Source organism: Flagellimonas alvinocaridis (assembly GCF_004916895.1).
Lineage (GTDB): Bacteria > Bacteroidota > Bacteroidia > Flavobacteriales > Flavobacteriaceae > Flagellimonas > Flagellimonas alvinocaridis.
The window spans coordinates 527,335-541,034 of record NZ_SNTZ01000001.1 but is presented as its reverse complement, the minus strand read 5'-3'; the positions used below and the strand labels follow the sequence as shown (position 1 = coordinate 541,034).

Below are 13,700 nucleotides of genomic sequence, written 5' to 3'. Positions count from 1 at the left end.
AATGCATTACACATCATCATAATCCACAATAAGTTTGGGGGTCAAAGGATGGGCCTGACAGGTCAAAATCAAGCCTTCGGCCACTTCGCCGTCGGTAAGAATCTGGTTTTTCACCATCTCAGCTTTCCCTTCCTTGATGCGGGCAATACAACTGCTGCACACTCCTCCTTGGCATGAATACGGCGCATCAATATCTTCGTTCAGGACGGCATCGAGTACCAATTTCTTTTTATCCATGGTGAACGAAAAGGTCTCATCGTCCAAAATCACCTCTACTTGGGTCATTCCCTCCAAGTTTTCGGCCATAGTATCTTCAGTGTCCGCACTGGTGAATAATTCAAAATGGATAAGATTCCCATCAACACCATTATTCTTTAAAGTATCCGAAACGGCATGGATCATATCTTCTGGCCCACACAGATAAAAGGCATCAAAAGTGGTGCCCTTAAACTTATTTTTTATTACAAAGTTTACCGTAGAGGTCTCTATTCGACCAAACAGGGCATCATCTTCCCTGGAACGACTGTAGATATATTGAACAAAAAACCTATTGGTATATTTTTGTTTCAGCTCTTGTATTTTCTGAAAGTACATGGTCTCTTCCGGGGACTGATTTCCGAAGACCAGTACAAAAATGTTCTCTGGATGGCTTTCCAGAACGGTTTGGGCAATGCTCATGATGGGGGTTATCCCACTTCCAGCGGCAAAGGCGGCCACTTTTTTGGCTCTGGGGCCACTTTCAAAAATAAATCGTCCCTCTGGCGGCATCACTTCCAATACATCCCCAACCTTTAGGGATTCGTTGGCATAAACGGAAAATGTACCTTCCGGCATTTTTTTGATCCCCACAGTCAATTCTCCTGAAGAAGGCGCTGAGGAAATCGAATAGGCCCTGCGCAATTCCTGCCCATTGATATGGTGTTTTATGGTAATATATTGCCCAGCTTCGAAAGTATAGATGTCCTTCAGATTTTCTGGAACTTTAAAAGTAAGGGCTACGGAGTTTGGGGTCAATGGCTCCACTGCGGTAATCTGCAATGTGTGGGAATCGCTCATAAAATCAATTTTGCTGCAAAACTAAGCATTCAACTCATTTTAGTAATGCATTCTGCAAAAAAAGCGCCACAAGAGCGCGCCTTTATATAATTAAAATCACGAGATGGCTATCCCATCATTGAAGTATCATAATGAAAACTGGCCTTAGTGATTTTTCCATTCTCCACTTGGTAGAGGCAGATTTCTTCCATGTTCATACGATTGCCATCCTTAAAAGTAACATCACTGGTCATGGGAACCACAAAGTGGTTGCCCATTACAACGGGGTCACCAACGGAACCTCCGTGGGTTTCCTGAATGCTTTCGCCCCATTGTTTAAACCCTTCCAGAATGTTGTCCAATCCTTTGGTCACTTCATTGGGAACTCCTGGCATTTCAATACTCACGGCATTCTGATCGTATAGACTGTACGCTTCATTGAATTTACCTTCCCTGCAATAGGTCACTAATTTGTCTGCAATTTCTTGTGTGGTCATTTTGTTTCTGTTTTTATCATTAATAAAAGGATTTCATTAGAAGGGGAGCATTCAGATTTTATAGGTATCAGTTATGTTTCTTTCTAGGCGGCTCACCAAAACTACAAAATGTGGATAGGGGGCATTATGGGCAAATAAGACACTTTTAAGGGTTGATTCTGCCAAAGAGAACCCGTACATTTATCATTTGTAAACATATGATTATGAAACATGTAAGCATTTTGGTGCCTAAAGGCAATGCCATACTGAGCAGTGTGGTGGGGCCGTATAAGATTTTGTCCGCCACCAATCGTTTTCTAAAGAATAGCGGGGTTAGGAACGACGACTTTTTTGATATCCATTTAGTAGGTCTTGATAGAGACCTGTCACTATACAACGGTCTTTTTAGCATCCATTGCGATAAGATCATTGATGAGGTGGATAAAACAGACATCATACTAATTCCAGCGTTGAAGACTGATAATTTTTTGGAACAGCTAGAAGATAACCTGCCTTTTGTGGATTGGATCCTTAAACAACGGAACATACACAATGCCGAGGTGGCCAGCATGTGCATGGGCGCCTTTGTTCTGGCCCAGACTGGGTTGGTGGATGGCAAACAATGCTCTACCCACTGGGCGGCCATGGAAATGTTCAAGAAGATGTATCCCAAGGTTAATCTTGTTTCCAATAAAATAGTGACCGAAGAAGACGGAATCTACACAAGCGGAGGCGCTTATTCCTTTTTAAATCTTATGCTGCATCTTATTGGAAAGTACTGTGGTAGAGATGCGGCCATTTATATCTCAAAATATTTTGAGATAGAGATTGATAGGCAGGACCAAAACCAATTTGTCATTTTTCAGGGGCAAAAAGAGCATAACGATGTGGCGATCAAGGAAGCGCAAAATTTTATTGAGAGCAATGTAACCGATAAGATATCTGTGGAAGAATTGGCCAAAAAATCTGCCATAAGTAGCAGGAACTTTGTTCGCAGGTTTAAAAAAGCCACCCAAAACACCCCTTTGGAATACATACAACGTGTTAAAATGGAAGCGGCAAAGCGTTGTTTGGAAACCACCCAGCAAAATGTAAATGAGGTCATGTATCAAGTAGGCTACGCAGACCAAAAAGCGTTCCGCACGGTTTTCAAAAAATATGTGGGATTGTCGCCTGTGGCGTATAAGGCCAAATACAATATGGCGGTATTAAATCGTGAACGAACCACCGCATGGTAAGAGTGCTTTTTTGTTTGTTGCCGCCAAGCAAAATAAAAATCTAACACTTTATCGATGAGCCTTATAATAATCTGTGTTTTTTTTAGTTAAGGATACACAAGATCATCGATAATTTTGAAGCTTCGACACATATTTTTTATCGCCATAATTTTAGGAGGGTTGATTCTTGACTCCTGTTCTACCCAAAAGGACAAGTTCATCAACCGAAACTGGCACGCACTCAATACCAAGTACAACACCTTGTATAATGGCAATCTTGCCTTTGAAGTAGGCAGGGAAGAACTCAATGCCAACTATCGGGATGATTATTGGGAAATCCTCCCCGTGGAACGTTTGGAGGTCACGGATGAGGTAAAGCTGGATTCTGAAGACAACAACCCCAATTTTATCATTGCCGAGGAAAAGGCCACCAAGGCCATCCAAAAGCACAGCATGGATATTAAGGATCAAGAACGCAATCCGCAAACCGATGAAGCCTTTCTGCTTTTGGGCAAAGCGCGCTACTTTGACCAACGTTATATTCCAGCATTGGAATCGTTCAATTACATTTTAAGGAAGTACGTTGAAAGCGATAAGTTAAACGAGGCCACTATTTGGCGGGAAAAAACCAACATGCGGTTGGACAATCCTGAAGTGGCGATTAAGAACCTCAAAAGGTTATTCAAGTACGAGTCGCTCAAAGATCAGGAATATGCCGATGCCAATGCTGTTTTGGCGCAATGCTATATCAATTTGAATGCACCGGATACCGCCATCCAAAAACTTAAGATTGCCCAGGCCTATACCAAAAAGAACCCGGAAAAAGGGAGGTATTTGTTTATCATTGGCCAGTTGTATGACCAATTGGGGCATAAGGACAGTGCCAATTACGCTTTTGACAAAGTGATTGCGCTCAACCGCAGGTCACCACGAGTGTATATGATCAATGCACACCTGAAGAAAATCCAGAATACGGAAATTACAGATGGTAATAGGGAAGGGCTGTTGGAGTATCTCACCGAATTGGAGGAGAACCGTGAGAACCGTCCCTTTTTGGACAAGATTTATCGTGAAGTGGCCCAATTTCATTTGGCCAACGATTCGGATAGCCTAGCCTTGGTTTATTATAACAAATCCCTAAAAACTACCCAAGGAGAGCAAAAGCTCAATGCCCTTAACTATCAAAGTTTAGCCGATTACTATTTTGATGAGGATGCGTACAAAATCGCTGGGGCTTACTATGATAGTACCTTGACCAATCTAAAAGAGAATACCCGACAATTCAGGAACATTAAAAAAAGATTGGACAATCTGGAAGATGTCATCAAATATGAGGACATCGTTCAACACACCGATAGTATAATAACGCTTTACGAAATGCCGGAAGCGGAGCGTAAAGCGTATTTTGAGGATTACGTTGCCGAACTGAAACGCAAGGAAGAAGCTGAAGAGGAAAAGAAGAAACAACAGGCCGCTGCAGGCTTTGCCACTTTTGCGAAGAGCAAAGGAGGAAAACAAAACCAAGGGAAGTTCTACTTTTATAATGTAACGAGCTTGGGGTATGGTAAAAACGATTTTAAGACCCGCTGGGGAGACCGCAGCTTGGAAGATGATTGGCGCTGGAGCAATAAATCCCGAACCCTGATATCTGAAGCTACGGGAGAACAGGTGGCAGGCAATGATCCATCATCTGAAAACCTTACGGAAGACCAACGATATTCAACGGAGTATTATTTGGATCGGATTCCCACCGATGTAGCTGAAATCGACAGCCTTCGAACGGAAAGAAACTTTGCCAACTACCAATTGGGGTTGATCTACAAGGAAAAATTCAAGGACAACCTGTTGGCCGCCGCAAAGTTGGAAAAGGTATTGGCCTCCAATCCAGAGGAACGATTGGTTCTTCCATCAAAATACAACCTGTTCAAGATTTATGAGGAAAGCGGCAGTCCATTGGCCCAGAACATGATGCAGGATATCATCTCCAATCACCCTGATACTCGCTATGCGGAAATTTTATTGAATCCACAAGCTGTTCTGGAAGGAAACACCGATAGTCCGGATGCACGTTACGCAGCCCTTTTTAAATTGTATGAAAAGCAAGAGTTCCTTCAGGTCATTACCCAGTCTGAGAGATACATCAACCAATTCACGGGAGATCCCATTGTACCCAAATTTGAAATGTTGAAGGCCAATGCCATTGGTCGTCTGCAAGGTTTTGAACCATTTAAGGAGGCCTTGAACTATGTGGCTCTGACCTATCCTAACAATCCAGAGGGAAAAAAAGCCGAGGAAATGGTTGAAGAGCAATTGCCCAAATTGGAAAAAAAGGATTTTTCTCCAGAAACCGGATCTAGTGGCGCTGGTAATTGGAAAGTGGTTTTTCCGTTTAAGATACGGGATGATGAAAGAGCATTAAAACTGCAAGAAAGACTGGTGGAAGCCATCAAGGAGCTCAACTATAGGAATACGGTTTCCAAAGACATATATACCCTTGAGGACGAGTTTGTGGTGGTCCATGGTTTTCGTTCCAAAGACTTTGCCCTAGGCTTTGCCGAGCTCATAAAAAACAACAAGGACTACCGCATCAAAGATGAGAATTTCGTAATTTTATCAGACAATTATAAAATTATACAAGTACATAAGAACTTAGAATCATACAAAGCACAATTTTAAACCCCAAAACCCTAGAACACAATGTTTTCTGACAACAAAAAACCACGACCTATGAATGAATTTGGAGGACAGCCCAACAGAATAGAAAAGAACACGAAGATAAAAGGCGACATTACTTCCGAAGCCGATTTTAGAATCGACGGAAAACTTGAAGGCAACGTAAAAACCTCTGGCAAGGTTGTCATTGGAAAGGATGGCTATATCAACGGAAAAGTAGAATGCGTCAATGCCGATATTGAAGGAAAGTTCAATGGAGAACTTTCGGTAACAGACCTACTTTCACTTAAGGCTTCTGCCATTATTGAGGGAACTGTCAGTGTATCCAAATTGGCCGTAGAGCCGGGAGCCACATTCAACGCAGCTTGTACCATGGGCAAGGGAGCAATGGCCGGTGCAACCACTGCGGCACCAAAAATGCAGCCTTCAAAGACCAATGAGCCAGCAAAAGCCTCCTAAGAACGGATTCAAGAATGCAGCGATTCTTACGGGAATCGCTTTTGAAATGGGGATAATTATCTATTTGTCCGTTCAAGGCGGGAAATGGTTGGATGCCCAGTACCAAAATGAAAAAAATATTTTTACGGTAATTGCCACTTTATTGGGAGTGGCAATTTCTATTTGGGTAGTTTTGCAGCAGTTGAAACGTATTAAATACTGATGTTGAAACAAAATATTTTCATCCAATTTACCCTACTTCTGCTCCTTTTGCTCCTTCTGGCCTTTGGCATCCATCTTTTTGTTCTTATAAGCAGGGACCTTGCTCCTTTCGGAAATTTGATTGTACGCTCCTATGTGGTCAACGGCCTTTTGGCAACTACGATTTTTGGTCTTTTGTACCGTTTTCGAGAAAAACTGAAAAATCAGATGGGATTTTTGTTTATGGCGGGCAGCTTACTGAAATTTGTGTTTTTCTTCCTATTGTTCTACCCAACCTACAAAGCTGATGGCGAAATGTCCGGTCTGGAATTCGCTGCTTTTTTCGTGCCCTACGCCATAGCCCTGTTGATGGAGACCTATTTTATGTCCAAAATCCTCAAAAATCTGGAAGAGGCTTCCAAAGAATAGCACACACAAAATCCTCAAAAATAAAAGTTTGAAAGCTTTTTTCTTTTTAGAAGAATGGCTTACATTTGCACCGATTTTGAGAGACCGATATTTTGAGCGAAATGCGAAAGACTTTTTTTACGAGATTTTTTCTTGTTGCAACACTATTGTTGGCCCAGTTCACTTTTGCCAATGAGCAAGAACATGAAGCCGAAGAGCACGGCAAGGATTTAAAAACCGAAATTAAGGAATACATCTCCCATCACCTTAAGGATTCCCATGACTTTTCTTTGTTTTCCTATACCAAGGAAAATGGTGAGCATAAATATGTTGGCTTTCCATTGCCAGTCATTTTATGGGACAATGGGCTAAAAGTCTTTTCCTCTTCAAAATTCCATCATGGCGAAACCATTGCCGAAGTAGATGGCAATCACTACAAGCTGTACCATAGCAAAATATACAAGACCGATTCCGAAGGCACCATCAACTATGATGAAGAACATCATCCCACCAATGTAAAACCTTTGGACTTCTCCATCACCAAGAATGTGGTCATGATCATTGTCACTGGATTGTTGATGTTGTGGTTGTTTACCAGCTTGGCAAAATCATATGCCAAGAACAATGGGATACCTACTGGGGCAGGGCGTTTCTTTGAACCTATTGTACTTTACATTCGTGATGATATCGCCAGGCCGAACATCGGTGAAAAGCGTTACAAAAAATATATGCCGTTCTTGCTGACCATCTTTTTCTTTATTTGGTTCTTGAACATTTTTGGGTTGACTCCACTTGGGATCAATGTTACAGGAAACATCGCCATAACCTTTGCGTTGGCGTTGATGACCTTTTTGATCACCAACTTTACGGGAACCAAGGACTATTGGATGCACCAATTCAATCCATTGGGCAACACCATGCCTTGGTATGCCAAGATACCTTTATATATAATATTGGTTCCCATTGAGATTTTGGGACTCTTCATTAAGCCATTTTCCCTGTTGATTCGTTTGTATGCGAACATGCAAGCTGGGCATATCGTTTTAATGAGCTTGATCGGGTTAATGTTCATCTTTAAGAGTTGGTTGGGAAGCCCATTGTCCTTTTTCTTGGCCTTTGCCATCTCGTTGATAGAAATATTGGTAGCATTGCTACAAGCCTATATATTCACCATGTTGAGTGCGTTGTACTTCGGATTTGCCTCCGAGGACCATCATGAAGAGGGCCATGAAAATGACCCCGAGTTGGTGCATTTATAATAGTTGTAATTCCCGCGTAGGTGGGAATCCAGTAAGTTGAATTTTTAATTTTTAAACTAGATAGATATGGAAATTCCAGTAATGGTAGGTGCAGGTTTGGTAGTTATCGGTGTTGGTCTTGGTATTGGTAGAATCGGTGGTTCTGCTATGGAGGCTATTGCCCGTCAGCCTGAAGCTTACGGAAAAATCCAAACAGCGATGTTGATTGCAGCAGCGTTGATTGAAGGTATTGGTTTTGCTGCCCTATTTGCAGTGTAATCAAAAACTCTAAAGCAAAAGTTGTAACGGTTGGTTACAGCTTTTGCTTAGTTTAAATAATTAAGAAGCAAAGTAAATTTAGATATGGAAAAGTTATTGGAAGAGTTTTCAGTAGGACTATTTTTTTGGCAAACCATTTTATTCGGATTGCTGTTGTTCCTATTGTGGAAGTTTGCATGGAAACCCATTCTTAATGCGGTAAATGACCGTGAAGAAGGTATCAAAAATGCATTGGATGCGGCCGAAGCTGCCAAAAAGGAAATGCAGAACGTTACCGCCGATAGCGAAAAATTATTGAAAGAAGCCCGCGCCGAAAGAGATTCATTGTTAAAAGAAGCAAGGGAAATCAAAGAAGGAATTATCTCTGAAGCCAAGGAACAAGCCAAGGTAGAGGGCGATAAAATGATCAAGCAGGCCCAAGCTGCGATAGAAAGTGAAAAGAAAGCCGCTGTGGCAGATATTAAATCTCAAGTGGCCAATCTTTCCGTAGAAATAGCGGAAAAAGTGATAAAAGAAGAGTTGTCCGACAAGAAAAAGCAACAGAAGTTGGTCGAGGACATGTTGGGAGACATCAAACTGAACTAATTGAGCATGAACCAGAACAGGGCAGCCATACGCTATGCAAAAGCAACCTTGGATTTTGCTATCGAAAAGAAGGCGGCAGATGCCGTTGAGAACGACATGCGGGACATTGCCTCGGTAGTTGCCGAAAGCAAAGAGTTGCAAAATCTTTTGGAAAGCCCGATAGTTAAAGGTGAGGTTAAGAAAAATGCGTTATTGGAGGTTTTTAAGAATGCCAACGAGATAACCAAAGGACTTATCACCACACTAACGGATAACCGAAGAATTGGGATGTTAAGGGAAGTGGCCTATAAATACATCATACTTCATGAAAAATTGAAAGGGGAAGACGTAGCTTATGTGACAACAGCAGTGCCGTTGACCGCTGATTTGGAGAAGAAGATGTTGGCCGAGGTAAACAAGATTACCGGAAATAAGGTCACTATCCAAAACAAGATTGATGAAAGCATCATAGGAGGATTTGTGTTGCGTGTTGGCGATTTGCAGTACGATGCCAGTATCGCAAACAAATTGAACAATTTAAAAAGAGAATTTACAAATAGTCTATAAAAATGGCAGGAGTAAAAGCCGCTGAGGTATCAGCAATTTTGAAAAAACAGTTATCAGGTTTTGAGGCTACCGCTTCTTTGGATGAAGTAGGTACCGTATTGCAAGTGGGTGATGGTATTGCCCGTGTTTACGGACTTTCCAATGCCCAGTACGGGGAGTTGGTAGAGTTTGATGGCGGTATGGAAGGAATCGTTTTGAACCTGGAAGAAGATAACGTTGGTGTGGTTTTGTTGGGCCCATCCAAAGAGATTGTGGAAGGTGCTACCGTAAAACGTACACAACGTATCGCATCCATTAAAGTGGGTGAAGGAATTGTTGGCCGTGTTGTGGACACCCTGGGGAATCCCATCGATGGAAAAGGACCTATCTCTGGAGAAACCTATGAGATGCCCTTGGAGCGAAAAGCCCCTGGTGTAATTTATAGACAACCTGTAAACGAACCATTGCAGACTGGTATCAAGGCTATTGATGCCATGATTCCAATTGGTCGTGGACAACGGGAGTTGGTAATTGGTGATAAACAAACAGGTAAAACAACCGTTTGTATCGATACCATCCTAAATCAAAAAGAATTTTATGATGCCGGAGAGCCTGTATACTGTATCTATGTTGCTGTAGGGCAGAAAGCATCAACTGTGGCTGCCATCGCAAAGACTTTGGAAGATAAAGGTGCCTTGGCCTATACCACTATTGTTGCCGCCAACGCATCAGACCCTGCGCCTATGCAGGTATATGCTCCATTTGCTGGTGCAGCAATTGGTGAATACTTTAGGGATACAGGTCGTCCAGCTTTGATCATCTATGATGATTTGTCAAAACAAGCAGTTGCCTATCGTGAGGTATCATTGTTGTTGAGAAGACCTCCAGGTCGTGAAGCCTATCCTGGTGACGTATTCTATTTGCACTCAAGATTGTTGGAACGTGCCGCAAAAGTGATTGCGGATGATGATATTGCAAAAGACATGAACGACCTTCCAGAGGTATTGAAACCTATAGTAAAAGGAGGTGGATCGCTAACAGCACTTCCAATTATTGAAACACAGGCAGGTGACGTTTCCGCATATATTCCAACCAACGTGATTTCTATTACAGATGGTCAGATATTCTTGGAACAAGATTTGTTCAACCAGGGTGTACGGCCCGCGATTAACGTAGGTATCTCCGTATCTCGTGTGGGTGGTTCCGCACAGATCAAATCCATGAAGAAAGTAGCAGGTACCTTGAAATTGGATCAAGCGCAGTTCCGTGAATTGGAAGCGTTTGCCAAGTTCGGTTCCGATTTGGATGCCGCCACCTTGAATGTAATTGAGAAAGGACGTAGAAACGTTGAGATTTTAAAACAAGGACAGAACGATCCATTTACAGTGGAAGATCAGGTGGCTATCATCTTTGCAGGTTCCAAGAACTTGTTGAGAGATGTTCCTGTGGACAAGGTAAAAGAGTTTGAAAAGGATTTCTTGGAGTTTTTGAACGCCAAGCACAGAAATGTTTTGGATGCCCTTAAAGCTGGTAAATTAACCGATGAGGTTACCGATACATTGACAGCTGTTTGTAAGGACCTTTCAAGTAAGTACAAAAACTAGTTACGAGTATTCAGTAGATAGTACTGAGTCAAGGTAAAGCTCAATACTCAATACTAGAATCTAAATACTACAAATAGTATGGCGAATCTAAAGGAAATACGGAATAGGATTTCATCCATCTCTTCAACGATGCAAATTACCAGTGCCATGAAAATGGTATCGGCCGCAAAGTTGAAAAAGGCTCAGGATGCCATTACGGCCATGCGTCCTTATTCTGATAAGCTTACCGAATTGTTACAAGGATTAAGTGCAAGTTTGGAAGGGGATGCAGGAAGTAAGTTTGCCGCTGCAAGGCCGGTAAACAAGGTTTTGGTGGTTGCAATCACATCCAACCGTGGTTTGTGTGGAGCATTCAACTCCAACATCATCAAACAGAGTAGAATCTTGTTAGAGGAAACCTATGCCGGTAAAAAAGTGGATTTTGTGACCATTGGGAAGAAAGCCAACGATATCCTTCGTAAAAAGAACACCATCTTGGCCAACCATAGTGATGTTTACGACGACTTGACCTTTGATAAAGTTGCTGAAATCGCTCAATTTTTGATGGACCAGTTTACGGAAGGAACATATGATCGAATAGATTTGGTCTATAACAAATTCAAAAATGCTGCAACGCAGCAGGTCATGACCGAACAATTTTTACCTATTGTTCCAGTTGAGGGAGATGCTGCTGGTACCACGGATTATATTTTTGAGCCCTCTAAGGCTGAAATAGTGGAACAGCTAATCCCAAAATCCTTAAAAACCCAATTGTTCAAGGCCATTCGTGATTCCTTTGCCAGTGAGCACGGTGCCCGTATGACGGCCATGCACAAGGCTACGGACAACGCCGGAGAATTGAGGTCCCAATTGAAATTGACGTACAACAAGGCCCGCCAGGCAGCCATTACCAGCGAAATCCTTGAAATTGTTGGTGGCGCGGAAGCATTGAACAATTAAGCCGAACGAAAGCGAGGCTAAATAGTCAAAAGCTTAAGCATTGAACAACTAGAGTTCAAAAGAAAGATATGTAAAGGCCGCTTGAAGCGGCCTTTTTTGTTTGCGCAATTTTGACACCAGTGGACTAAAGGGTTTTGTGTAACTTGTGGCTTTATTTAAAAGGTTTTAAAGAACACACCTATTGAACCCGTTAAGAAGGCTTTTTAAGCAGACTTTTATCTATGGCCTGGCCACCGTTCTGCCGCGGGTCATTTCCTTCTTATTGCTACCCCTATACACTTCAGTTTTCGAAAATGCATCAGGGTATGGGCAGTATACCAATATTTATGCTTGGATTGCCATTTTCAACGTGTTTTTGGCCTATGGTATGGAGACAGCCTTCTTCAGGTTTTACCATAAGAGGGAAGACAAAAACAATGTAGTTTCAACATCCCTTATTTCCTTACTGGGGTCATCATTGCTGTTTTTGATAATGGTACTTTCTTTAAAACAATGGCTGTCTGAAGTAACCAACATCAACCCTGATTATATAAAGTTCACTGCCTTTATTTTGGTTTTGGATGCCTTGGTTATTATTCCGTTTGCCCTATTGAGGGCCCAAGAAAAGCCAATGCGCTACGCGGTATTAAAAACCATCAATGTAGTCATCAACTTGGTTTTTAATGTCTTTTTCCTGCTGATTTTGCCCCAAATGGCCCAAGAAACGGAAAGTGGGTTGTACCATTCTATTTACAAAACAGATTGGGAAATTCATTATGTGTTGATTTCGAATGTTATCGCAAGCGGTGTTACACTGTTGATTCTATTCCCAACGTATATTAAGGTTCCCTATACGTTTGATACAAATCTTTGGAAAAAGATGTTAAAATATGCTGGTCCAGTAATGCTGGCCGGAGTGGCATTTACAATCAATGAAGTATTCGATAAGATTTTACTCACCGAAATGTTGCCAGAGGATATAGCGGAAGCCGAAGTAGGGAAATATAGTGCATGCTATAAATTGGCTTTGTTCATGACCTTGTTCGGTACAGCTTTCCGGATGGGTGTAGAGCCTTTTTTCTTCAGTCATGCCAAATCGGAAAAACCCCAACGAACCTATGCACAGATTACCAATTACTTTGTAATTCTGGGCAGTATTATTCTACTGGGCGTTATTGTTTTTGTAGATGTACTGGCCAAGATTCTAATCGGCAATGCAATTTATCGAGAAGCCTTAAATGTTGTGCCCATTATCCTGCTGGGAAGTTTTTGTTTGGGAATCTATCACAACCTCTCTGTTTGGTACAAGGTCACGGACCAGACCAAGTTTGGGGCCTATATTTCGTCCATTGGAGCTTTGGTCACTTTAATCATAAACGTTGCATTGATTCCAAAAATGGGGTATATGGCGTCGGCCTGGGCCACATTGGCTGCATATGGCAGCATGATGCTCCTGTCGTATTTCTTTGGAAGAAAATACTATCCGGTACCTTATAATATGCGCAAAATAATCTTCTATCTTTCTGTTTCACTTCTGTTTTCCATCCTCTCGTTCTATGTTTTTAATAGAAATTTAATAGCTGGTAGCCTTCTTCTTTTATTATTTTTGATGCTGATTTATAGAATGGAAGGAGATAATCTAAGAAGCATATTTTTAAAGCGTGAAAATTAAGGTAATCAACAAGTCAAGTCATAAACTGCCCCATTATGAAACATTGGCCTCCGCAGGGATGGATTTAAGGGCAAACCTAGAAGAATCAATCACACTAAAACCCTTGGAAAGAGCTGTTGTGCCCACGGGAATCTTTATGGAACTTCCTGTAGGGTATGAAGCCCAAGTAAGGCCCCGTAGTGGTTTGGCGGCCAAAAAGGGAATATCTGTCTTGAATGCCCCTGGAACCATTGATGCGGATTACCGTGGAGAAGTGGGGGTAATTTTGGTGAACCTGTCCTCTGAAGTGTTCATTGTTGAAAATGGTGAGCGGATTGCCCAGATGGTATTGGCAAAGCATGAACGAGCTGAATGGGAAGAAGTAAACTTTCTTTCAGAAACAGACAGGGGAGCAGGCGGCTTTGGAAGTACCGGAACAAAATAAACACGAA

15 protein-coding genes are annotated in these 13,700 nt (G+C 41.9%); 13 read left to right on the top strand and 2 right to left on the bottom strand.

Annotation, left to right across the window (positions count from 1 at the left end; all coding sequences use genetic code 11):
- Positions 1–6: 6 nt before the first annotated feature.
- The gene (locus tag EZV76_RS02475; RefSeq protein WP_136564995.1) at positions 7–1,056 is read right to left on the bottom strand and encodes a ferredoxin--NADP reductase; all 1,050 of its coding nucleotides are present in this window, start codon (positions 1,054–1,056) and stop codon (positions 7–9) included.
- 107 nt (positions 1,057–1,163) lie between these two features.
- Positions 1,164–1,532, bottom strand: a complete 369-nt coding sequence (locus EZV76_RS02470; protein WP_136564994.1) for a nuclear transport factor 2 family protein — start codon at positions 1,530–1,532, stop codon at positions 1,164–1,166.
- A 203-nt stretch (positions 1,533–1,735) separates the two neighbouring features.
- Here EZV76_RS02470 and EZV76_RS02465 point away from each other — a divergent pair, with 203 nt between their 5' ends.
- From EZV76_RS02465 to dut, 13 genes are all read left to right on the top strand, one after another.
- The gene (locus EZV76_RS02465; RefSeq protein WP_136564993.1) at positions 1,736–2,749 is read left to right on the top strand and encodes a GlxA family transcriptional regulator; all 1,014 of its coding nucleotides are present in this window, start codon (positions 1,736–1,738) and stop codon (positions 2,747–2,749) included.
- A 114-nt stretch (positions 2,750–2,863) separates the two neighbouring features.
- Positions 2,864–5,404 carry a type IX secretion system periplasmic lipoprotein PorW/SprE gene (porW, locus tag EZV76_RS02460; protein ID WP_236640838.1) on the top strand — a complete coding sequence of 847 codons (2,541 nt, stop codon included), beginning with the start codon at positions 2,864–2,866 and terminating at the stop codon, positions 5,402–5,404.
- A 21-nt stretch (positions 5,405–5,425) separates the two neighbouring features.
- Entirely contained in the window at positions 5,426–5,860 is a 435-nt protein-coding gene (locus EZV76_RS02455; RefSeq protein WP_136564992.1) for a bactofilin family protein, read from the top strand.
- Complete coding sequence (locus EZV76_RS02450; protein WP_136564991.1) at positions 5,838–6,062, top strand: AtpZ/AtpI family protein; 225 nt, start codon at positions 5,838–5,840, stop codon at positions 6,060–6,062. Before EZV76_RS02455 ends, EZV76_RS02450 begins: the two co-directional genes overlap by 23 nt.
- Complete coding sequence (locus EZV76_RS02445; RefSeq protein ID WP_136564990.1) at positions 6,062–6,469, top strand: DUF6168 family protein; 408 nt, start codon at positions 6,062–6,064, stop codon at positions 6,467–6,469. The genes EZV76_RS02450 and EZV76_RS02445 overlap by 1 nt, the downstream gene beginning before the upstream one ends.
- 101 nt (positions 6,470–6,570) lie before the next feature.
- On the top strand, positions 6,571–7,707 hold the full coding sequence (atpB, locus tag EZV76_RS02440) for a F0F1 ATP synthase subunit A (RefSeq protein WP_136564989.1): 1,137 nt from the start codon (positions 6,571–6,573) through the stop codon (positions 7,705–7,707).
- 66 nt (positions 7,708–7,773) lie between these two features.
- A complete protein-coding gene (gene atpE, locus EZV76_RS02435) occupies positions 7,774–7,965 on the top strand; it encodes an ATP synthase F0 subunit C (protein WP_045801726.1) in 192 nt (63 codons plus the stop codon).
- A gap of 84 nt (positions 7,966–8,049) precedes the next feature.
- Complete coding sequence (locus EZV76_RS02430) at positions 8,050–8,550, top strand: F0F1 ATP synthase subunit B (protein ID WP_136564988.1); 501 nt, start codon at positions 8,050–8,052, stop codon at positions 8,548–8,550.
- 6 nt (positions 8,551–8,556) lie between these two features.
- The gene (atpH, locus tag EZV76_RS02425; RefSeq protein WP_136564987.1) at positions 8,557–9,096 is read left to right on the top strand and encodes an ATP synthase F1 subunit delta; all 540 of its coding nucleotides are present in this window, start codon (positions 8,557–8,559) and stop codon (positions 9,094–9,096) included.
- 2 nt (positions 9,097–9,098) lie between these two features.
- Positions 9,099–10,679, top strand: a complete 1,581-nt coding sequence (gene atpA, locus EZV76_RS02420) for a F0F1 ATP synthase subunit alpha (protein WP_136564986.1) — start codon at positions 9,099–9,101, stop codon at positions 10,677–10,679.
- Positions 10,680–10,757: 78 nt separating this feature from the next.
- A complete protein-coding gene (gene atpG, locus EZV76_RS02415) occupies positions 10,758–11,618 on the top strand; it encodes an ATP synthase F1 subunit gamma (RefSeq protein ID WP_136564985.1) in 861 nt (286 codons plus the stop codon).
- Between the two features lie 181 nt (positions 11,619–11,799).
- Positions 11,800–13,269 (top strand): lipopolysaccharide biosynthesis protein, encoded by a 1,470-nt coding sequence (locus EZV76_RS02410; protein WP_136564984.1) that lies wholly within the window; start codon positions 11,800–11,802, stop codon positions 13,267–13,269.
- Complete coding sequence (gene dut, locus EZV76_RS02405; RefSeq protein ID WP_136564983.1) at positions 13,259–13,693, top strand: dUTP diphosphatase; 435 nt, start codon at positions 13,259–13,261, stop codon at positions 13,691–13,693. The genes EZV76_RS02410 and dut overlap by 11 nt, the downstream gene beginning before the upstream one ends.
- Positions 13,694–13,700: the final 7 nt, after the last annotated feature.